The sequence below is a fragment of the Ramlibacter sp. PS4R-6 genome, assembly GCF_037572775.1.
Taxonomy (GTDB): domain Bacteria; phylum Pseudomonadota; class Gammaproteobacteria; order Burkholderiales; family Burkholderiaceae_C; genus Ramlibacter.
The window spans coordinates 1,480,395-1,501,071 of record NZ_JBBHKA010000001.1 but is presented as its reverse complement, the minus strand read 5'-3'; the positions used below and the strand labels follow the sequence as shown (position 1 = coordinate 1,501,071).

General features: G+C 66.0%; 23 protein-coding genes and 1 tRNA gene. 7 read left to right on the top strand and 17 right to left on the bottom strand.

Annotation, left to right across the window (positions count from 1 at the left end; all coding sequences use genetic code 11):
* Positions 1-5 precede the first annotated feature (5 nt).
* The 3 genes from WG903_RS07270 to WG903_RS07260 all read right to left on the bottom strand — a co-directional run bounded on the left by WG903_RS07270 (position 6) and on the right by WG903_RS07260 (position 1,932).
* Complete coding sequence (locus WG903_RS07270; protein ID WP_340073754.1) at positions 6-617, bottom strand: TetR/AcrR family transcriptional regulator; 612 nt, start codon at positions 615-617, stop codon at positions 6-8.
* A gap of 65 nt (positions 618-682) precedes the next feature.
* The gene (locus WG903_RS07265; RefSeq protein WP_340073752.1) at positions 683-1,732 is read right to left on the bottom strand and encodes a serine hydrolase domain-containing protein; all 1,050 of its coding nucleotides are present in this window, start codon (positions 1,730-1,732) and stop codon (positions 683-685) included.
* A gap of 109 nt (positions 1,733-1,841) precedes the next feature.
* A tRNA-Ser gene (locus WG903_RS07260) sits at positions 1,842-1,932 on the bottom strand.
* A gap of 153 nt (positions 1,933-2,085) precedes the next feature.
* Here WG903_RS07260 and WG903_RS07255 point away from each other — a divergent pair.
* On the top strand, positions 2,086-3,165 hold the full coding sequence (locus WG903_RS07255) for an extracellular catalytic domain type 1 short-chain-length polyhydroxyalkanoate depolymerase (RefSeq protein ID WP_340073750.1): 1,080 nt from the start codon (positions 2,086-2,088) through the stop codon (positions 3,163-3,165).
* Here the strand turns inward: WG903_RS07255 and serS are convergent, their stop codons facing one another.
* From serS to WG903_RS07200, 11 genes are all read right to left on the bottom strand, one after another.
* Complete coding sequence (serS, locus tag WG903_RS07250; protein WP_340073748.1) at positions 3,166-4,476, bottom strand: serine--tRNA ligase; 1,311 nt, start codon at positions 4,474-4,476, stop codon at positions 3,166-3,168.
* Positions 4,477-4,502: 26 nt separating this feature from the next.
* Entirely contained in the window at positions 4,503-4,913 is a 411-nt protein-coding gene (locus tag WG903_RS07245; RefSeq protein WP_340073746.1) for a PaaI family thioesterase, read from the bottom strand.
* Positions 4,914-4,916: 3 nt separating this feature from the next.
* Positions 4,917-5,393, bottom strand: coding sequence for a GNAT family N-acetyltransferase (locus WG903_RS07240; protein ID WP_340073744.1), 477 nt, complete (start codon positions 5,391-5,393; stop codon positions 4,917-4,919).
* A complete protein-coding gene (locus tag WG903_RS07235; protein ID WP_340073742.1) occupies positions 5,393-5,815 on the bottom strand; it encodes a VOC family protein in 423 nt (140 codons plus the stop codon). Before WG903_RS07235 ends, WG903_RS07240 begins: the two co-directional genes overlap by 1 nt.
* A 10-nt stretch (positions 5,816-5,825) precedes the next feature.
* A complete protein-coding gene (locus tag WG903_RS07230; RefSeq protein WP_340073739.1) occupies positions 5,826-6,512 on the bottom strand; it encodes an alpha/beta hydrolase in 687 nt (228 codons plus the stop codon).
* A gap of 251 nt (positions 6,513-6,763) precedes the next feature.
* A complete protein-coding gene (locus WG903_RS07225; RefSeq protein ID WP_340073737.1) occupies positions 6,764-7,435 on the bottom strand; it encodes a hypothetical protein in 672 nt (223 codons plus the stop codon).
* A 147-nt stretch (positions 7,436-7,582) separates the two neighbouring features.
* On the bottom strand, positions 7,583-8,125 hold the full coding sequence (locus tag WG903_RS07220; protein ID WP_340073735.1) for a hypothetical protein: 543 nt from the start codon (positions 8,123-8,125) through the stop codon (positions 7,583-7,585).
* A gap of 104 nt (positions 8,126-8,229) precedes the next feature.
* Positions 8,230-9,144, bottom strand: coding sequence for a hypothetical protein (locus WG903_RS07215; RefSeq protein WP_340073733.1), 915 nt, complete (start codon positions 9,142-9,144; stop codon positions 8,230-8,232).
* Between the two features lie 102 nt (positions 9,145-9,246).
* On the bottom strand, positions 9,247-9,606 hold the full coding sequence (locus tag WG903_RS07210; protein WP_340073731.1) for a hypothetical protein: 360 nt from the start codon (positions 9,604-9,606) through the stop codon (positions 9,247-9,249).
* Positions 9,607-9,914: 308 nt separating this feature from the next.
* A complete protein-coding gene (locus WG903_RS07205; protein ID WP_340073729.1) occupies positions 9,915-10,418 on the bottom strand; it encodes a GNAT family N-acetyltransferase in 504 nt (167 codons plus the stop codon).
* Complete coding sequence (locus WG903_RS07200; protein WP_340073727.1) at positions 10,415-10,807, bottom strand: MAPEG family protein; 393 nt, start codon at positions 10,805-10,807, stop codon at positions 10,415-10,417. Before WG903_RS07200 ends, WG903_RS07205 begins: the two co-directional genes overlap by 4 nt.
* 123 nt (positions 10,808-10,930) lie before the next feature.
* Between WG903_RS07200 and WG903_RS07195 the strand changes: the two genes are divergently transcribed.
* A complete protein-coding gene (locus WG903_RS07195; protein WP_340073725.1) occupies positions 10,931-12,550 on the top strand; it encodes a Na+/H+ antiporter in 1,620 nt (539 codons plus the stop codon).
* A 2-nt stretch (positions 12,551-12,552) separates the two neighbouring features.
* Here the strand turns inward: WG903_RS07195 and WG903_RS07190 are convergent, their stop codons facing one another.
* Complete coding sequence (locus WG903_RS07190) at positions 12,553-14,382, bottom strand: ABCB family ABC transporter ATP-binding protein/permease (protein WP_340073722.1); 1,830 nt, start codon at positions 14,380-14,382, stop codon at positions 12,553-12,555.
* 63 nt (positions 14,383-14,445) lie between these two features.
* Between WG903_RS07190 and WG903_RS07185 the strand changes: the two genes are divergently transcribed.
* The gene (locus WG903_RS07185) at positions 14,446-14,853 is read left to right on the top strand and encodes an acyl-CoA thioesterase (protein ID WP_340073720.1); all 408 of its coding nucleotides are present in this window, start codon (positions 14,446-14,448) and stop codon (positions 14,851-14,853) included.
* On the opposite strand, the gene WG903_RS07180 is transcribed toward WG903_RS07185, so the two are convergent.
* Positions 14,850-15,635: a crotonase/enoyl-CoA hydratase family protein gene (locus WG903_RS07180; RefSeq protein WP_340073717.1), complete on the bottom strand. Its 786-nt coding sequence runs from the start codon at positions 15,633-15,635 to the stop codon at positions 14,850-14,852. The genes WG903_RS07185 and WG903_RS07180 overlap by 4 nt on opposite strands.
* A gap of 34 nt (positions 15,636-15,669) precedes the next feature.
* Positions 15,670-16,923 carry an ABC transporter substrate-binding protein gene (locus tag WG903_RS07175; RefSeq protein ID WP_340073715.1) on the bottom strand — a complete coding sequence of 418 codons (1,254 nt, stop codon included), beginning with the start codon at positions 16,921-16,923 and terminating at the stop codon, positions 15,670-15,672.
* Between the two features lie 189 nt (positions 16,924-17,112).
* Here WG903_RS07175 and WG903_RS07170 point away from each other — a divergent pair, with 189 nt between their 5' ends.
* From WG903_RS07170 to WG903_RS07155, 4 genes are read left to right on the top strand one after another with little or no spacing between them, the layout of a single operon-like run.
* Positions 17,113-17,988, top strand: coding sequence for a branched-chain amino acid ABC transporter permease (locus WG903_RS07170; protein WP_340073712.1), 876 nt, complete (start codon positions 17,113-17,115; stop codon positions 17,986-17,988).
* A 1-nt stretch (position 17,989) separates the two neighbouring features.
* Positions 17,990-19,066: a branched-chain amino acid ABC transporter permease gene (locus WG903_RS07165; protein WP_340073708.1), complete on the top strand. Its 1,077-nt coding sequence runs from the start codon at positions 17,990-17,992 to the stop codon at positions 19,064-19,066.
* A gap of 10 nt (positions 19,067-19,076) precedes the next feature.
* Positions 19,077-19,880: an ABC transporter ATP-binding protein gene (locus tag WG903_RS07160; RefSeq protein WP_340073706.1), complete on the top strand. Its 804-nt coding sequence runs from the start codon at positions 19,077-19,079 to the stop codon at positions 19,878-19,880.
* Entirely contained in the window at positions 19,877-20,674 is a 798-nt protein-coding gene (locus WG903_RS07155; protein ID WP_340073704.1) for an ABC transporter ATP-binding protein, read from the top strand. The genes WG903_RS07160 and WG903_RS07155 overlap by 4 nt, the downstream gene beginning before the upstream one ends.
* Positions 20,675-20,677 lie beyond the last annotated feature (3 nt).

Sequence of the window (20,677 nt, the reverse complement as noted above, 5' to 3'; positions counted from 1 at the left end):
AAGCCTCAGCGGCCGCGCCGCTGGGGCGAATCGAACTGTTCGACGACGAACTGCCGCGACCGCGCCAGGTGGCGCCGGCCGGCGGCGTTGTCGCCCAGGGCGCGGGCGACCTGCAGCGCGCCGACGAGCTGCGCGGCCACGATGGCGGCGTCTTCCTTCGAGCGGCCTGCGGGCAGGACGGATTCAACTCCTGCGACGAGCGCCTGCACGCGGGTGGACGCCTGTTCGCGAACGGCCGGCGCCTGCCGGGGCATTTCGGAAGACAGTGCGGCCACGGGGCAGCCGGTTTCGGGTGACTTCAGGTGCGAATCCGCCAGGTACGTCTCCACCATGGCGCGAAAGGGGCTGACCCCCTTGGCGTGCGCGGCCTCGATGGACTGGCGCAGGCGCGTGCGGCTGTCCTCGCCGGCGCGCTGCAGCGCTTCGGCGAGCAAGGCGTCGCGCGACTCGAAGTGCGCATAGAACCCGCCGTGCGTGAGCCCCGCGCGTTTCATGATGTCCGCGACGCCCACACCGGCGAAACCCGTTTCGCGAAGCACACGGGCCGCGGTGTCCACGATGCGGTCGTGCGTCAGCTGCTTGCGGGAGCCGGTGGCTGGGGATTGCCGATGTTCCATGGCCGGGAAGATACCAAAATATGATGACCATCATATTAGCAGGGCCATGCGACGAGGGGGACGGATCAAGGACGTGGCACGGTGGGAAGCGCGTACTCGCGTATCAGGGCCCCGGTCCTTGCGGCGGCCTCGCGCGACTCCTGCGCGGTCAGCGCGACGACAACCAGCTGGAGACGGGGGACGACCGCGATGAACTGTCCGCCAAAGCCCACTGCGGCAAACAGCGGACGGCGCTCGCCGGGCGTTGTTTCCGAAGTCCACCACAGGTAGCCGTAGCCGCGGCGCGTGCCATCGCTGTTGTTGTCGAGTGCGATCTTCGGCGATGTCGATTCCTGCACCCAGGCTGCCGGCACCACCTGCCGCCCTTCCCAAAGGCCGCCCGCCAGCATCATCCGGCCGATCCTCATCATCTCGGCCGGCGTGAGCATGAGGTCGGAGGCGCCATTGGGCACGCCGTCATGGCCGGCGAGCCACTGGGAGCCGTCGATCCCCAAGGGGCCGAACAGCGCTGCGCTGGCAAATTCCTTCAACGGCCCGTCGATCCGGCGCGCGATGGCGCAGGCGACGAGGTGGGCGTCGAGGTCGCTGTAGCGGAACTTCGCTCCGGGTGCCTGGACCAGTTTGCGGGACAGGGCGTGCGCCAGCAGGCCGGGTGCGAACAGCCGTGTGACGAAGCCGAAGTAATCGCTGTCCTCGGTGGTCCGCCCGGGGTCGAAACCGGCCGTCATGCCCATGACGTGACCCAGTTTCACGCGCGCGAGCGTTGCCCCCTGCGCGCCCTTCGCGTGCTCGGGAAAGATCGACGCCAACGATTCGTCGGCGCCGCTGAAAGCCCCGCGCTCGATCGCGATGCCCGCGAGCAGGCTCACGATCGACTTCGTCACGGAGGCCACGGGTGTGCGGCTCGACGCGGCGACACCTGGTTGGAAGTACGCGAACGGCTCCGCGCCGTCGGCTTCCATCATGAAAGCGCGAATGCGCGAGTTGCTGCGCAATTGCTCGTTCAATGCGTCAAGCCGGTCGGGCACCCAGCCCGATTGCGCTTTCACGTCCCGGGCAAGCGCAGCACCGGCCAGCCAGCCCAGCATTGCGCGGCGGGGCAAGTCGGATGTCATGAGGCCGCCTCGGCTTCCATGGCCGGCACGATACTCCGTCTGGGCCTCAAATCAACGGCCAGCAAAAAGGCCCGACGCTACAGATTGAATAGCATCGAGCCTACGTGACTGGCGGAGCAGGAGGGATTCGAACCCTCGATACGGTATAACCGTATACCGGATTTCGAGTCCGGCGCATTCGACCACTCTGCCACCGCTCCTGAATTCGGTTCGCGTGGTGCGAAGCCTGCGATTCTAAACGATTGCCGGCGGCCCACTTTGCAACAAAGGCGGGCACCGCCCTTGCATTCACCCCGGATGGTTCAACCTACGCTCGACGGGCTGCTGTTTGCCCGCACCTACACCATCCATCCATGAACGCAGAATTCCAGCGCCTGATGCAGGACGCGACCCGCCTGACCCAATCGGGCGACCTCGCGGCGGCCACCGCGGCCATCCAGGCGGCGCTTGCGCGCGAGCCCGACGGCAGCGCCGGCGATGCAGCGGGCGACGTCATCGATGTCGAGGCCCGCGAGGTGCCCGACGAGCTTCTCGCCATCGCATCCGATGTTCCCGTGCCCGTTGTTGCTCCTGATGAGCAACCGGTCCCGCACCGTGATGAGGCGTTCGTCGCGGGCAGCTTCGGCACCGGCGCCATCGCGCGCGACTACAAGCTCTACGTTCCGCCGGCTTCGGGCACGCAGCCGCTGCCGCTCATCGTGATGCTGCACGGCTGCACGCAAAACCCCGACGACTTCGCCGCGGGCACGGCCATGAACGAAGCCGCGCGCGATGCCGGCTTCTTCGTGCTGTACCCGGCGCAGTCGCAAAAGGCCAACCCGCAGCGCTGCTGGAACTGGTTCAAGCACAACCACCAGGTGCGCGGCCGCGGCGAGCCCGCGATCCTCGCGTCACTCACGCTCGAAGTGATCGCGCGTTACGGCATCGACCCCGCGCGCGTGTACGTGGCAGGCCTGTCGGCCGGCGGCGCGATGGCGGCGATCCTGGCGCAGGCCTATCCGGACATCTTCGCCGCGGCCGGCGTGCACTCGGGCTTGCCGCATGGCGCGGCGCGCGACCTGCCTTCGGCCCTGCAGGCGATGAAGAACGGGCGTGGGGCGGCAGCTTCTTCCGGCGCCACGCCCATCATCGTCTTCCACGGCGACGCCGACCCCACCGTTCACCCGCGCAATGGCGAGACCGTCTTCGCGATGGCCGGCGGCGGCGGCACGACGGTTCGCACCGAGACCGGTGGCGTACCTGGCGGGCGCGCGTGGACGCGGCACGTCAAGACCGCTGCCGACGGCACGGTGCGCGCTGAGCACTGGCAGGTGCACGGCGCCGCGCACGCGTGGTGTGGTGGCAGCGCACGCGGCTCGTACACCGACCCGCAGGGGCCGGACGCGACCAGGGAAATGATCCGCTTCTTCCGCAGCCACACGCTGCGCCGCTGATCAGGCGCGCAGCGTGTCGGTGCCGCCCATGTAGGGGCGCAGCACTTCCGGAACGGTGACGGAGCCGTCGGCGTTCTGGTAGTTCTCCAGCACGGCGACGAGCGTGCGGCCCACCGCCAGGCCGGAGCCGTTGAGCGTGTGCACCAGCTCGTTCTTGCCCTGCGCGTTCTTGAAGCGCGCCTGCATGCGGCGGGCCTGGTAGGCCTCGCAGTTTGAGACCGAGCTGATCTCGCGGTACGTGTCCTGCGCGGGCAGCCACACCTCGAGGTCGTGCGTCTTGGTGGCGCCCGCGCCCATGTCGCCCGTGCACAGCAGCAGCACGCGGTACGGCAGCTTCAGCTTCTGCAGGATGTTCTCGGCGTGGCGCGTCATCTCCTCGTGCGCCTCGTAACTCTTGTCCGGGTGGGCGATCTGCACCATCTCCACCTTGTCGAACTGGTGCTGGCGGATCATGCCGCGCGTGTCCTTGCCGGCGCTGCCCGCCTCGGAGCGGAAGCACGGCGTGTGCGCGGTGAGCTTCAGCGGCAGCTGCGCCTCCTGCAGGATCTCGTCGCGCACGAAGTTGGTCAGCGACACCTCACTGGTGGGGATCAGGTACAGCGCCTGCCGCTCGCCGTCGCCCAGGCCTTCCTGGCCGCCCTTGGAGACGGCGAAGAGGTCTTCCTCGAACTTGGGCAATTGCCCCGTGCCGCGCAGCGTGGCCGCGTTGACGATGTAGGGCGTGTAGCACTCGGTGTAGCCGTGCTCGCGCGTGTGCGTGTCCAGCATGAACTGCGCAAGCGCGCGGTGCAGTTGCGCGATCGGCCCACGCATCGCAGTGAAGCGCGCGCCCGCGAGCTTCACGCCGGTGGCGAAGTCCAGCCCCAGCTTCTCGCCGATGTCCACGTGGTCCTTCTCCGCGAAGTCGAACTTGCGCGGCTGGCCCCAGCGGCGCAGCTCCACGTTGTCCTTCTCGTCGACGCCCACGGGCACGTCGGGGTGCGGCAGGTTGGGCAGGCCCAGCAGCAGCTCCTCGATCTCGGGCTGGATCGCCTCCAGGCGCGCGGCCGACTGCTCCAGCTCGGCCTTGATCTGCGCCACCTGCGCCATCACGGCGTCGGCACTCTCGCCCTTGGATTTGAGCTGGCCGATCTGCTTGGACAGCTGGTTGCGCTGCGCCTGCAGCTCCTCCGTGCGCACCTGGATCTGCTTGCGTTCGGCCTCCAGCGCGGAGAACGCCGCGACGTCGAGGTATTTCTGGGGCTTCTGGCGCGTTTCCAGGCGCGCAACGACCGAAGCGAGGTCCTTGCGAAGGAGGGCGATATCGAGCATCGCCCGATTTTAAGTGCCCGGCACGATCAGCCCGGTATCGTCAGCTGCGTCTGGGTGACCACGGCACAGAGCTTGCCGTCCTCGCGGCGGATGGTCGTCTGCCACACCTGGGTGGTGCGGCCCAGGTGCAGCGCCACGCATTCGCCGGTGACGGTGGAGCCTTCCTTGGCGCCGGAAATGAACTTGGTGCTGGAGTCGGTCGTCGTCGTGCGCGCGTTGGGCGGCAGCGAAACGAAGGTGCCCACCGCGCCCAGCGTGTCGGCGAAAGCCATGTACGCGCCGCCGTGCATGATGCCGCCGGTGGTGCACAGGTCGGGGCGCACCTTCAGTTCGGCCACCACCTTGTCGGGCGCGGCCGAAACGAGCTTCACGCCCAGCAGGCCGGGCAGCAGCGGGTCGAGGATGGCTTGCAGCGCTTTCAGGTCGATGGCGGGCATGGTCTAGAGCTTCGCGAGCATGTGGTGGAAGGTGTTGCGCAGGCCGATCTTGCGGAAGCCGCAGCGCTCGTACACGCGGATGGCCGGGTTCTGCGGGTGCACGGTCAGCGCCACCTGCTGGTAGCCGTGTTCGCGCGCACGCTCCAGCGCGGCCTGCATCAGCGGCGTGCCGAAGCCGCGGTGCTGGTACGGCGGGTCCAGCGCGATGCCCAGCTGCGGCGTGTGCGCATCGACGTACGCAAGGCCCACGCCTTCGGGCAGCAGGCGCATCCAGCAGGCGCCGGCATCGTTGCCCTCCACCTGCGCCACCACGCCCACGTCCGTGGGCTTGCCCCAGGTCTCGGCGTAGATGCGCACCTGCGGCAGCTGCAGCACTTCGGCGGGGCGGTAGGGTGCGGGCGGCGGGTCCCACAGCGAGACGTGCAGCCAGTGCCAGAGCGTGTCCTGGTCGGCGGGGGTGAGGGTGCGAAACGTGAGCATCAGTCCTGCGGCAGCATCTGCGGGTTCCACGCGACTTCCCACAGGTGGCCGTCGGGGTCGGCGAAGTAGCCGGCGTAGCCGCCCCAGAAGGTCTCCTGCGCGGGCTTGACGATGCGCGCACCGGCCTTCTTTGCCAGCGCCATCACCGCATCGGCTTCATCGCGCGAGGCCACATTGTGCGCAAGCGCAATGTCCGTCGCACTGCGCGGGTCTTGGGGCACGCCCGCGTCCTGGGCCAGGCTCGCGCGCGGCCACAGCGCCATTCGCAGGCCGTGCGCCAGGTCGAAGAAAGCGACGGCGCCGTTTTCGAACTCGGTGCCCACGATGCCTTGCGTGGGCCAGCCCAGGCCGTCGCGGTAGAAGCGCACGGCGCGCTCGAGGTCGTCGACGCCGACGGTGATGAGGGTGATGCGGGGCTTCATGTCTGCGGGCCTAGCCTTTACAGGTAGCGTCCCGCTCGAGCGGCAGCAGGGGAAGGATGCGATCCCAAAGGCCACGCCACGTGGGCCAGTCGTGGCCGCCCCCCGTGTCCACCACGTGCGACGGCGGCATGGCCGCCCCGAGCGTGCGGTGGTTGAAGACATACAGATCCGAATTGCCGTAGCCCAGATAGAGCTCCGGCACGGTGGGCCGCGGCGCTGCGTCCGCATCGCCAGCGTGTTGTTTCAGCCATCGCCACATCACCTGGTCACCGTCGCCGCGATCGAAGGGTATGGCCGGCTCCCATTGCCGCAGGCCGCCCTTGCTGCGGATCTGTTGGGCGATGCTGCGGCCACCGAGATAGGGCGCGAGCAGCACGATCCCTTCCGCCGCCCGGGGAACACGCTCGACCGTGAGGATGGCGGCGGCGCCGCCGTTGGAGATGCCCACGAGCCAGATCTTCGCGTAGCCGTAGGCACGCGCGGGCTGCAGGACGTCCTCGGACAGTCGCTCCACGATCGAGCGGTTCTCGAAATAGCCGACGTGGGCATCGACGAGCAGGATGTCCGCTGCAATGCGCTCGCGACGCACCGCGGCCACAAAGCCTTCGGACTCGAACCGCTCGGGCGCCGTGTATGCGCCGGGCAGCATGATGAGCAGCGTTGCCGCGGGCCGGGAGCACTTGGCCAGGTCTGCCACCGCGCGCATGCGGCCTGGGACGGAAGGGGGCGAAGAGCATGCGGCCGTTAGCAAGGCGAGTGCGACTATGGCCGCAGCGGCCATACCTCCAGAACGCGATGCGCTCTTCACCTGTTCTTATCCCTTCGCGCTGCCAAGCGCTCGCGGGCCGGAACTATCTCTGCGGGGCAGCGCTGACGGAACAACCAATACGGGCCGGCGCAAACGAGGACCACTAGGAGGAGAACCAGAGCGATCCACATACGGCATAGTTAACCCGGAAGCTCAGGCACCAGGTACTTGCCGTTTGGTCCAGGGGGACGTGCGATAAGCCTATTCTTCTTAAGTAAGGAAAGCATTCTGCTAAGTCGACATGCGGAACCGCGCAAAGTTCGCTGAATCTGCTGTTCTGACTGAGGGCCACTATCACGAATGGACTGAAGAATTCTGAGCCCGTATTGCTGATACTTCTCCGCGGCGTTCGTATTTTCGCAATCGACCCAGAACTCCCGCGTGCCTTCGGCAAATGGAATCTGGGTGAGCTGATCGCGCATGAAGGACTCGAGTTGCATCATGCTGATGTACTCGTGCCTGTTGAGATGACCGATGTCAGAGAGTAGCCACGCAGGCGCGCGTCCTTTCGTCTTGCGCTTACGGAATGTGATGAAAATTTGATCTTCGGCCTTGATGGAGAGAGCGTACCCCAGCTCAAGAACGACGTTTGGACGAAACCCAGTTAGATCGAAGAAGCAGGCCGCCGACTCCTCGATGTGCTTCTTGATGTCCTGCCACAAATCGCGGGCTGGCTTTTTGCTTCTTTTGTCGATCACTATGCACGACAGCGGGGTATCTGCTTCGATCCGCTTCTTTAAGTTATCGAACTGACCCTTGATCTTCTTGTCGTTGTAGTTACACCCAAGAAATACGATATTCGCTCTTGCCACCGCGACCTCCTCCCAGTTTCCGATTCTGAACAGATCTGCGTTTATGCCGGCTAACGTAGACGTAACCGGCGACCTCGGAGAGCAGCGACCGACGGGAGCGGACGCCCGCGGGCGTCTGTGTTGACGGCCTTGTTAGCCCGGTCCAAGTTATCTTGACTCAGTTGTCCCATCTTTGCGCGTAACGATTAGGGTGGCTGGGTGCCCCGTGAGCTCGATGTGCCCAGGAGGAACACTCATGATGATGTCACGCAGCTTCTTCTCTCTCGCTGCGTCGTAACGGTAGAAGGTCATGTTGAACCCGGGAGGCGTCGATGCTTCGTCGAGCGCCACTACTTGGATACCGCTGAAATCGCCCACGCGTACCGCACCTAGCTGATGCCCGCTCTTTCCAAAGTAGATGCCCGATACCGGCGTCCCAAGATATTCGCGAAGGCGCTCGACCTTCCAGGCGAACTCCGCCACAGCACCCTGTTTCACCGCGCTCTCGTGCCGCTTGCATTCGGCGACTACGGCACTCCCATCAGGTGCTCGCAGGGCGACATCAAAGGTCCAGTCCGTATCTTCGAGTTTGAAGAGTACGTCGACCCCATCACCTGACCAAGGGAACAGTGTCCCGTCGCGAAAAGTCAGTACATCTCGGCAGTCAAGCTGATACTGCCTGTCCACGCCGGTAGCGGATCCTTTCGGCATCGAGCCTCCTAAGGTCTAGCGTGAAGATGACCGGCACTCACCTGCGCGCCGAAGACGTAGCAGGTGTGTGTCCGAGTCGATTGACCTGTTAGCCATCACCCACGTCACCTTTGCATCAAGTTCGCCTTGCGCGGCAAGGAGTACGGCAGCTCGTGAAGCCCGCCCTCTGTGTGGGCTAACCTGAGAACCGTTCCCAATTGATACTCCTCAATGCGCTTGCTTGTGGGATCGAACAGGAAAACACTTGTCGAACTCCGCAGCAATAGGTAGCTTTCCAGAATGCGCGGCGGCTTGTTTTCGTTTTCTATCACCTCCACTGTAACTTTTACTCCGCCGCCAAAACCTGTCATTCGGAGCAGCCTACCGTAGCCATCAGCTGGGAGCACATTCGCGCCGATCCATGCGTAATAGATAGCCACGAGTCCTAAGGTCGCGAGCCATACCAAAGCAGGTCGCCACAGCATGATTAGGATGAAAAATCCGACAGCAAAAGAGATCGCAAACCACTCAGGGCCCCGAAATTCCTCGTGAGTGCAAAGAAGCAGCGGCCAAGCGCAAGTGGCATCAAGTTGAGCAAAGCGCGGGAGAACCGCGGTCTCCGTCAAAACGAGAAGGACGTTCAACGGCAGCAGAACTGCCATGGCCGGCCAAAAGCGTAGCCCCCGCAACCAGGGGATCGGACTCCACGTCTGCGGCTGAAACCGCTGTGTTCTGGCCTCCAACCAGTCAATGAAGTTGAGCAAGAAGTACTTCCCTGCCACCGTCACAACCAGCGAGACAAGTGCCGCAATCACGAGCAATGAGACACTAGAAAATGTGACGAGTGCGCTCAGGTATGGGATGCCCTCCACCGCGGGGCGAAAGCCGAATGTCAAGGAGAAGTTATAGGCTGCGTTTTGAAGCAGGAATGCCAGAACTCCTCCTCCTGCGAATGCACTTACAGATGCGCCAACCGCGAACTTGACCGGCCAGCTCCACGCAGCCAAGCGGTCTATGAGTGCGGTGATTCGATCGAGCATATGGCGCTAACGTAGAGTTGACCGCGACCAAGGAACTCGGAGCGCCGCAGGCGCGGACGCCCTTGGGCGCCCGTGTCGAATGCCTTGTTAGAGCGCATAGTCCTAATCTAGAAATCTGGCTAGCAGTCGCCCGAAGAAGCTGGCGTCCTTGACCTCTGGATACTTCAATCGGTCAGATCGAAAGTAATTGCGCACCGCAAAGAAAGCACAAATCAATGCGAGAGCGATTGCGACGTATTGCGACCAGTGTATGCGCCTCCCGAGCATTGCTTCAATTGCCGGGCGCAGGGCGGAATTCCCCGCCATCTCAATTCGACTGTTGATCCACCACGGCAGCAGCCAATAGAACAGCGCAAACGAGAACACGCCGAACAAGGCGGCGCCCCACCACGGGAGCTTGTTCGCGATGAACGCCGTGTCTTCGGCGACCTGGGCGGCGTCTGATCTTCTGCGGCGTGCCATGCGCTCTAACGTGATAGAGCCCGCAAACCAGTCGGATAACAAATCTCACTGCGGCTCATCGCGCCTCCCCTTTTCTCTCGCAAGTGCCTGATTTATATCAGCGAGCCGCGCTACGCGGCACTGCGGCTCTACACGAAATTGGGGGCAAAGGCGACTTGGGCGTCGGGTTTGACCGCGTCGAGTCGTCTAACTTGGCGGCTCAGCGCTCGCCAGGGGCGCGCCACCATTGGCTTTTTTTTCCAAATTCAGGCGGATAACAACTTCCTAACGGCCGGCAAAGGCGACTCCTCCGCCCTCTTTTCCGCCCGTCACCCCGCCACGATCGCCCACCGCTCGTGATCACACCACCGCCCGCCAATCTTCAAATACTTCGGCGAAAACCCTTCCTTGCGAAACCCACACGCGCGCGCCAGCGCAAGCGAAGCCGCATTCCCAGGCTGGATGTTGGCCTCCAGCCGATGCAACTTCATCTTCGTGAACGCATGCCGCACCACGGCGCGCATGCCTTCGGCCATCAGCCCCTGACGCTCGTGGCCGGCGAAGGCGTAGTAGCCCAGGTAGGCGCTGCGGAAGTTGCCGCGCACGATCTCCGACATGTTGATCACGCCGGCGAGCGCGCCGTCGTCCTTGCGGCAGACGAGGAAAGCCTGCTTGCGCGGCGTCGACACGCTCTTGAACCACTCGCGGAACTTCTGCGGCGTGGCCGGCGCCGCCACCCACGGCCGGTGCAGCTTGGCACTCGCCTTCGCCGCGGCGACGAAGGCGGGCAGGTCGGCGGGCACCGGCGCGCGGATGACGACCCGCGCCTTCACCGCGTGAGGATCTGCCAGGCGATGACCACGCAGGACAGCCAGCCGGCAGTGAACGCGAGGGTGCGCACCCACGGCCACGCGGCGGTGTAGGCCACGGCGTGCACCACGCGCGCCCAGAAATACACCATGGCGGCGGTGGCGATGGCGCCGCCGGTGATGCCCATTGCGTTGGCCACCAGCACCAGCGGCGCGAAGATCACCAGGTTTTCCACGGCGTTGGCGTGCGCGCGTTTCAGGCGCTCGGCCCAGGCGTCCAGGGGTTTGGGGTTGGCCGGATAGCCCACGGTGTCGGTAAGGCCCCACACTTTCGTGCGGTCCAATACGTAGGGAAACCACAGGAGGCCCGTGAACGCGGTGACGAGGGCCAGGTACCACAGCTCGGTCTTCATTGTTTGTCTCCGTCTGTCTTGCATGGAGGCGGTGGACTGCATGCGCCGGGGCCCGCCCTCCTCCCGGCTGCGCGGACTATAGGCGTAAGCGCGATTTGGCGCATCTCGCGTTAGCATCGGGCGATGGCGCACATCGGATTGTTGTTGTTGTTGCTCCTGAGCGCCGTGGCGCTGGGCTGGGTGGCACGCCGCTTCAAGTTCCCCTACCCGATCGCCCTCGTGGCGGGCGGCGTGGTCATCGGGCTCATCCCGAACATGCCGCGCCCCGAGTTCGACCCCGAATTCGTGCTGGTCACGGTGCTGCCGCCCATCCTGTACCAGGCGGCCCTGCTCACCTCGTGGACGGACTTCAAGGCGCACCTGAAGCCCATTGGCCTGCTCGCGATCGGCCTCGTGGCGGCCACCACGCTCGCCGTCGGCTGCACGCTCAAGCTGCTGGTGCCCGACGTGCCGTGGGCGGCGGCTTTCGCGCTGGGCGCGATCGTGTCGCCCCCCGATGCCGTGGCGGCCACCGCGATCCTCTCGCGCCTGAGCATCCCGCGCCGCATCGTCACCATCCTCGAAGGCGAAAGCCTGGTCAACGACGCATCGGGCCTGGTGCTGTACAAGTTCGCGACGGCCGCCGTCCTCACGGGCACTTTCTCCTGGGCCGACGCGACGGTGCAGTTCGTCGGCGTGTCGGCCGGCGGCGTCGCCATCGGCATGGCCCTGGCCTTCATCTACATCGAAGTGCACAAGCGCCTGGGCGACCCTTTCATCGAGGTGCTCACCGTGCTGACCATTCCCTACGCGGCGTACCTCGCCGCCGAGGCGGTGCACACCTCGGGCGTGCTCGCCGTCGTCGCGGCGGGGCTGGTGCGCGGCCGCTACGCGCCGATGATCGTGTCGGCGGAGACGCGCATCATGGCGCGGTCGGTCTGGAACATCCTCGTGTTCCTGATGAACACCCTGGTGTTCATGCTGATCGGCCTGCAGATCCACGGCGTGGTCCAGAGCCTGGACCGCTACCCGCCCTTCCTGCTGGCCGCGATCGCGTTTTCGGTCACGGGGGTTTCCGTGGCGGTGCGTTTCGCGTGGATCTACTTCATCGGCTGGCTGCCGGGCGTCTTCCAGGACCGCGGCCTGGGCAGCAAGGGCCGCCCGAAGACGAGCCAGCTCACCATCATGGGCTGGTGCGGCATGCGCGGCATCGTGTCGCTGGCGGCGGCGCTGGCGTTGCCGCTCATGCTGCCCAGCTGGCACCCCTTCCCGTACCGCGACCTGATCATCTTCACGACCTTCGTGGTGGTCGTGTCCACACTTGTGGGCCAGGGCCTGACGCTCCCGCCCGTGATCCGGCGGCTGAAGGTGGGTTCGCGCTGGAGCCTGCACGACGAGCAGGTGCGCGTGCGGGCGGCGATGAGCACCGTGGCGCTCGCCGCCATCGACCGCAAGATCGTCGCCGACGGCGTGCCGCCGCAGTGGGCCGACGGCCTGAAGGCCGAAATGGGCGAGCGCATTTCGCTGGTGGCCACGAGCGATTCGGACCTCACGCCCAAGCTCGAATGGGTGACGCGCGTGCGCCACGACGTGATCCAGGCCGAAAGGCTGGAGCTGCTGCGCCTGTGGCGCGAGAACCTCATCAGCGACGAGGTGATGCACCACCTGATGGAGACGCTGGACTACGAGCAGGCCAAGCTGCCCGCCGCGAATTCGCCCGTGCGCGTGGCCGCCCGCGAGATCGGCGAACAGACGATGGGCTAGGGCTATAGCCCGATCACGTCGGTGAACTTCTCGGCTTCGTCGCTCGACTGCTGCTGCAGCGACCACATCTCGGCGTAGCGGCCGCCCTTGGCCAGCAGCTGCTGGTGCGTGCCGCGCTCGACGATGCGGCCGGCGTCCATCACCAGGATCTCGTGCGCGTCGACGATGGTGGACAGGCGGTGCGCGATGACCAGCGCCGTCTTGTTCTGCGCCACGCCTTTCAGTTCGGCCTGAATGGCGCGTTCGTTGGCCGAGTCCAGCGCCGAGGTGGCCTCGTCGAAGATCATCACCGGCGGGTTCTTCAGCAGCGTGCGCGCGATGGCCACGCGCTGCTTCTCGCCGCCCGACAGCTTCAGGCCGCGCTCGCCGACCATCGTGGCGTAGCCCTTGGGCGTGGAGGCGACGAAATCGTGGATGCGGGCCTGGCGGGCGGCTTCCTCCACCTCCTCGCGCGAGGCGCCGGTGCGGCCGTAGGCGATGTTGTATTCCACGGTGTCGTTGAACAGCACCGTGTCCTGCGGCACGATGCCGATCGAGCGGCGCAGGCTGAACTGCGTCACCTCGCGGATGTCGTGGCCGGCGATGGTGATGCGCCCGCCCTTCACGTCGTAGAAGCGGTACAGCAGGCGCGCGAGTGTCGACTTGCCCGAGCCCGAGGGCCCGACCACCGCCACCGTCTTGCCGGCGGGGATCTCGAACGACACGTCGTGCAGGATGGGCCGCGCCGGCTCGTACGCGAAGTCCACGTGCTCGAAGCGCACCGTCCAGTCGCCCTGGTCCGCCACCAGCGGCTGCGCGCCCGGCTTGTCGGCCACCTCGCGCTCGCGGTCCATCAGCACGAACATCTTGTCCAGGTCGGTCATGCTCTGCTTGATCTCGCGGTACAGCACGCCCAGGAAGTTGAGCGGGATGTACAGCTGGATCATGAAAGCGTTGACCATCACCAGGTCGCCCAGCGTCATGTGCCCGGCGACCACGCCTTCGGTGGCGCGCCACAGCATCAGCACCAGGCCCGTGGCGATGATCACCTGCTGCCCGGTGTTCAAGAGCGACAGCGTCGTCTGGCTTTTCAGGCGCGCCTTGCGCAGCTGTTGCAGGCTCTGGTCGTAGCGGTTCGATTCGAACCCTTCGTTGTTGAAGTACTTGACCGTCTCGTAGTTGAGGAGCGAGTCCACCGCCTTGGTGTGCGCGGCCGAATCGAACTCGTTGGCCTCGCGGCGGAACTGCGTGCGCCATTCGGTGACGGACACGGTGAAGGTCACGTACACCACCAGCGCCGCGATGGTGATCCAGGCGAACCACGCGTCGAAGCGCACGGCCAGGATCGTCAGCACCAGCGCCACCTCGATGATCGTGGGCACGATGCTGTAGAGCGAATAGGAGATCAGCGACTCGATGCCGCGCACGCCGCGCTCGATGTCGCGCGTCATGCCGCCGGTCTGGCGCTCCAGGTGGAAGCGCAGCGACAGCGCATGCAGGTGCTCGAACGTCTGCAGCGCGATCTTGCGCGCCGCGCCCTGCGTGGCCTTGGAGAACACCAGCTCGCGCAGTTCGGTGAAGAGCGTGGTGGACAGGCGCAGCAGGCCATAGGCCAGCAGCAGCCCGATGGGCACCACCAGCACGGCCGTTGCGTCGCCCGGCTTGAGGCTCATCGCATCGACCAGCTGCTTGAGCAGCAGCGGCACCCCCACGTTGGCCAGCTTCGCGCCGATCATGAAGAGCAGCGCGGCCACCACGCGCACCTTGTATTCCCACAGGTAGGGCGCCAGGCGCCCCAGCGTGGCCCAGTCCGAGTGGCCCGGCACGCGCACCGCTTCCGCGGCGGTGGCCATTACCCGGGGGGACATTTCTCGTTGGGCTCGCATGCAACAATCCTTCTTGAGGAGATTGTGCCCATGTCGACGAACTCAAGTGCCCCGGTGCCGCTGCCCAAGGACAAGGAGCTGGTGCTCAAGGTGATCCCGCTGCCCGCGGACACCAACGGCAACGGCGACATCTTCGGCGGCTGGGTCATGGCCCAGGTCGACTTGGCCGGCTCCGTGCTGCCCGCGCGCTACACCAAGGGCCGCATGGCCACGGTGGCCGTGAACGAATTCATCTTCAAGCAGCCGGTGCGCGTGGGCGACATCCTGTCGTTCTTTTCCGAGGTGACGCGCGTGGGCCGCACGTCGGTGTCGGTGAAGGTGGAGGTGTACGCCGAACGCCACCTGGCGCAAGGCCAGTACGTGAAGGTGACGGAGGCCAACCTCACCTACGTCGCCATCGACGACATGGGCCGGCCGCGCGAGATCCCGAAGCCCTAGAACTTGCCGTGCCGGCCTTCGCCCGAGGCGAAGCGGCCCGCGCCCTCGATGCCGTCGGCGATGCGCTGCTTGCTGCGCTCCCATTCGGCGTGCAGTGCTTCAGGTAGCAACTTGCCCCACTGCTCGTAGGCGTTCATGCGGTCGGCGAGCATCGTCGCCTGCGGGAATTTCGCCAGCTGCTGCGCCAGTTCGATCGCTGCTTCGCGTGACTTGCCCTTCGGCACCACGCGGTTGGCCAGCCCCATCTGCAGCGCTTCCGCCGCTTCCACCTTGCGCCCCGTGAGGATCAGGTCCATCGCATGGCCCATGCCGACCAGGCGTGGCAGGCGCACGGTGCCGCCGTCGATCAGCGGCACGCCGAAGCGGCGGCAGTAGACGCCGAAGTACGCGTCCTCTTCCATCACGCGCATGTCGCACCACAGCGCGAGCTCCATGCCGCCCGCCACGGCCGCACCGCTGACGGCGGCGATCACCGGCTTGGACAGCAGCAGGCGCGAAGGGCCCATCGGGCCCAGCGCTTTCGCATCGGCGGGATCGAAGTCGAGGTGATCGAAGACGGCGCCGCCGAGCTTCGCGCCGGCCTGCAGGTCCCAGCCCGCGCAGAAGTGGCCGTGCTCGCCGTGGAACACCGCCACGCGCGCGGAATCGTCGGCGTCGAACGCGAGAAAGGCTTCGTGAAGCGCGCGCGCCGTCGCATCGTCGACGGCGTTGCGCACCTCACGGCGATCGAGCGCGACGACCGTGACCGGGCCGTCGCGCTCGACGTGGATGGGTGCTGCCATGCGCGGATTACACAGCATCCGCGCCGGCGGCGCATCAGGACTTCGTCGCGGGCTTCTTGCCGTTGGTGGTGGACTTCGTCGCGGTCGCCGCGGCGGGCGGCGCCTTGGCTTGCATCGCGGCTTCCGTGCCGAAGTAGTCGGACACGACCTTCCAGCGGCCGTCGGTGATCTGCGACAGGCGCGACGCGTCGCTGCCCAGGCGGCGGCCGGGGGCGAAGTACATCTTGGGCGAGCCGAAGCTGTCGCTCGGGAAGGACGTGAGGTCCATGGCCTTGAGGAACCCCTCGGTGGTCAGCTGCGGGCCGGTCTTGCGCGCGCCCTTGATGAACATGTCGACGATGGTGTAGCCGTACACCGAGAAGATCGTCGGGTCCTCGTTGAAACGCGTCTTGTACTTGTTGGCCCAGAAGCGGATCGCCAGGTCGGTCTCGTCCGTGTAAGGCATCTGCGAGGTCATGGTGGCGTACATGCCGTCCACCGCCTTGCCGCCCAGCTTGTGGATCAGGTCGCTGTAGGCGGCCACGGTGCCCAGGAAGGTGGGGTTGAAGCCGTTCTTGCGCGATTCGGCGATGGTGCCCACCGTCTCGCGGATGATGGTGCCCAGCACCACGAAGTCGCAGCCGGCGGACTTCATCTTCTGCACCTGCGAGGAGAAGTCGGTGGCGCCGCGCTTGAAGGTGGTCTTCTCCACCAGGTCCTTGCCCATGGACTTGAGGCCCGCCTCGGCGCCCTTGAGCACCTCGTTCCCGAAGTCGTCGTCCTGGTAGATGATGCAGACCTTCTCGGCCTTCTTCTCCGCCACCAGCTTGGGCAGGGCCAGGCGCATCTGCTCGTAGTAGGGCGACAGCAGCGCGTACTTCAGCTTGTGGGGCGGGTTCTCGTACATCTCGCGCGCGCCCGTCAGCGGCAGGAAGTTGATGACGCCCTTGTCGAACAGCACCGGCATGGCGGCGATGTTGGGCGCCGTGCCGATGTGGCCCAGCAGCGCGAAGATCTTCTCCTGCTCGACCAGCTTCTGCGCGGCCAGCACGGCCTTCTTGGGGTCGTAGCCCGAGTCCTCGACGGCCAGCTTCAGCTTGCGCTCGTACACGCCGCCCTGCTCGTTGGCTTCGTCGATGCGCAGCTGCATGCCGTTGCGCGCCTGCTTGCCGTAGGCGGCCAGCGGGCCGGACAGGTCCTGGATCGTGCCGAGCACGATCTCGTTCTTGCTCACGCCCTGCGACTGAGCGCAGGCCATGGAGGCCGCGAGCGCGATGACGGCGGCGGTGAGGACGGTGCGGATGGCCATGGATGTCTCCTGAGTTGGGGTGGCGCGATGGTGGTGCGTGGCGCACGCGCGTCCAACTCGTGTCGGGCCCGCGACAACGACCGTCGCCGTGACGACAGGACTTAGTGGAGAACCCGCTAACGGGCACACTGCCCCCAAGCTATAACGAAATCGCCCCTTTCGCGAGGGGCCCCAACGACGGAGACCCAATTGCAGATCGTCCAACTCGTGGTCAGCGGCATTGCGCAGGGGTGCATCTACGGCCTCATCGCGCTGGGCTTCGTGCTGATCTACAAGGCCACCGAAACCGTGAGCTTCGTGCAGGGCGACCTGATGATGCTGGGCGCGTTCGGCGGGCTTGCCGCGCTCACGCTCATGGGCGTGCCCTTCTGGGCCGCCGTGCCCGCGGCCATCGCCGGCATGGCGCTGTTCGGGCTGCTGCTCGAGCGCATCGTGATCCGGCCCATCCTCGGCCAGCCGGCGTTCTCCATCGTCATGCTCACCATCGGCATCGGCTACGTGGCGCGCGGGCTCATCACCATGATCCCCGGCATCGGCACCGATACGCATTCGCTGCCGGTGCCCTACAAGGACGGCATCATCAACGCCGGCACGCTGGTGCTCAATGTGGAGCAGCTGGTGGTGATCGGCGCCACGGCCACGCTGTGCCTGGTGCTGTTCGCCGTCTTCAAGTACAGCAAGATCGGCATCGCCATGCAGGCGTCGTCGCAGAACCAGCTGGCGGCCTACTACATGGGCATCCCGGTCAAGACGCTCAACGGGCTGGTCTGGGCGCTGGCCGCGGCGGTCGCCGCCATCGCGGGCCTGCTGCTCGCGCCCATCACCTTCGTCCATTCCAACATGGGCTTCGTCGGCCTGAAGGCCTTCCCGGCCGCGGTGGTCGGCGGCTTCGGCAGCCTGCCCGGCGCCATCGTGGGCGGCCTCGTCATCGGCGTCGTCGAATCGCTCGCGGGCTTCTACCTGCCCGACGGCTTCAAGGACACCGCCCCCTACATCGTCGTGCTGCTCATGCTGATGATCAAGCCCAACGGGCTGTTCGGCGAGAAGCTGCGCAAGAAAGTCTGAGATGAGATTCCTGTTCAAGACCGACTACGCGCAGGACATCGCGCTGGCCAAGCACGGCGGCCATGTGTTCTGGTACGGGCTGCTGCTGGCGTTCCTCTTCGGCGCGCCGTGGATCGTGCCGGACTACTGGCTGGCGCAGCTGACCTTCACGCTGATCTACGGCATCGTCGGCGTGGGCCTGATGCTGCTGGCGGGTTTCACCGGCCTGTTCTCCATCGGCCACGCGGCTTTCCTGGGCGTGGGCGCGTACACCGAGGCCTACCTCGTCAACCACGGCGTGCCCTTCCCGCTGGCGCTGGTCACCTCGGCGGCGCTGTCGGCGGCCGTGGGTGTCATCGTCGGCCTGCCGGCGCTGCGCGTGAAAGGCATCTACCTGGGCATCGCCACCATCGCCATGGCCTTCATCGTCGAGGAAGTGCTGGCCCGCTGGGAGCACGTGACCGGCGGCAACGCGGGCCTGGCGGTGAAGAAGCCGGCCATCGGCGACTGGGCCATCGACACGCCCACCAGCTTCTACTTCCTGTGCCTGGTGGTCACCATCATCACGACGCTGGCCATCCTGAACCTGCTGCGCTCGCCCACCGGCCGCGCCTTCGTCGCCATCCGCGACTCGGAGGTGTCGGCGCAGAGCATGGGCATCCACCTGGCGCGCTACAAGACGCTGTCGTTCGCGATCTCCGCGGCGCTGGCGGGCCTGGGCGGCGCGTTGTACGCGCACAAGCTCACGTTCATCTCGCCGGACCAGTTCAACATCCTCGAGTCGATCAACCTGCTGCTGATCGTGGTGATCGGCGGGCTGGGTTCGGTGCACGGGGCGTTCCTGGGCGCGATCTTCTTCATCTCCATGCCGCAGCTGATCGCACTGGGCAAGGACTGGCTGCCCGCCGCCATCGGCCAGGCGCCGGGCCTGCAGGGCGTGGTGTACGGCGCCGTGCTGATCGCCTTCGTGCTGTTCGAGCCGCTGGGCCTGTACGGCCGCTGGCTGAAGGTGCGCACGTACCTGCAGCTCTTCCCCTTCTACCGCCAGGGCCTGTTCAAGCGGCAGAAGAGCTTCCAGAAATCCGACCGCCTGCGCTGAAACGACCGACATGAGCAACGACTTCCTCCTCTCGGCCAAGAACATCAGCGTGCGCTTCGGCGGCGTGCTGGCCGTCAACAACGTCAGCTTCGACGTGCGGCGCGGCGAGGTGTTCACCTTGATTGGCCCCAACGGCGCCGGCAAGACCACCGTGTTCAACCTGATCAGCCGCATCTACAACCCGACCGAAGGCTCCATCCTGTTCGAGGGCCGGGAGCTCACGCGGCTGCCGCCCCACAGCGTCGCCTCGCTGGGCATCGCGCGCACCTTCCAGAACATCGAGCTCTTCGAGCACGCCACCGTGCTGCAGAACCTGCTGATCGGCCGCCACACGCACCGCAGCACCGGCTTCTGGAGCGACATGTTCTTCACGCCGGCCGCGCGCCGTGGCGAGATCGAGGCGCGCGAAAGGGTCGAGCGCGTGATCGACCTGCTGGACCTGCAGCACCACCGCGAGTCCATGGTGGCCGGCCTGCCCTACGGCGTGCGCAAGGTGGTGGAGCTGGCGCGCGCGCTGTGCACGGAGCCCAAACTGCTGCTGCTCGACGAACCCTCGTCGGGCCTGAACGTGGAAGAGACGGAGGACATGGCCTTCTGGATCCAGGACATCCAGCACGAGCTGGGCATCACCGTGCTGATGGTGGAGCACGACATGACGCTGGTCTCGCGCGTGTCCGACCGCGTGCTGGCCATGAACCAGGGCGAGGTGCTGGCCATGGGCAGCCCGCGCGAAGTGCAGACGCATCCCGGTGTGATCGAGGCCTACCTCGGCACCATCGACGAAGTGGCCGACCTGCGGAGGGCCGCGGCATGAGCATGAACCCACCCGCCGTCAGCGACCTGCCGGTCCTGAAGCTGCTGAACGTCGAATCGGCGTACGGGCCCATCAAGGCCATCCGCGGCGTGAGCCTGCAGGTGCGCCGCGGCGAGATCGCCACCGTGCTCGGCTCCAACGGCGCCGGCAAGACCACCATCCTCAAGACCATCTCGGGGATCATCGACCCGCGCAAGGGCTCGATCGAGTTCAAGGGCGAGGACATCACCGCGAAGGACCCCGCGCACATCGTGCAGGAAGGCCTGTCGCACGTGCCCGAGGGCCGCGAGGTGTTCCCGCTGCTGTCGGTGCACGACAACCTGGTGATGGGCGCCTACACGCGCAAGGACAAGGACGGGATCGCGCGCGACATGGAAGCCGTGTACGGCTACTTCCCGATCCTCAAGGAGCGTTCGGCGCAGGACGCCGGCCTGCTCTCCGGCGGCCAGCAGCAGATGCTGGCCATCTCGCGCGCCATCATGGCGTCGCCCGACCTCATCCTGCTGGACGAGCCGAGCCTGGGCCTGTCGCCCAAGCTCACCAAGGAGATCTTCGAGATCGTCGTGCGCATCAACCGCGAGCGCGGCACGACCATCCTTCTCGTGGAGCAGAACGCCAACATGGCCCTGAACGCGTCCGACTACGGCTACGTGCTGGAGAACGGCCGCATCGTGATGGAGGACTCCTGCGCCAAGCTGCGCGAGAAGGACGACATCAAGGAGTTCTACCTGGGCATGAAGGAAGCCGGCGTGCGCGGCGAGCGGCGCTGGAAGAAGAAGAAGACGTGGAGATGATGC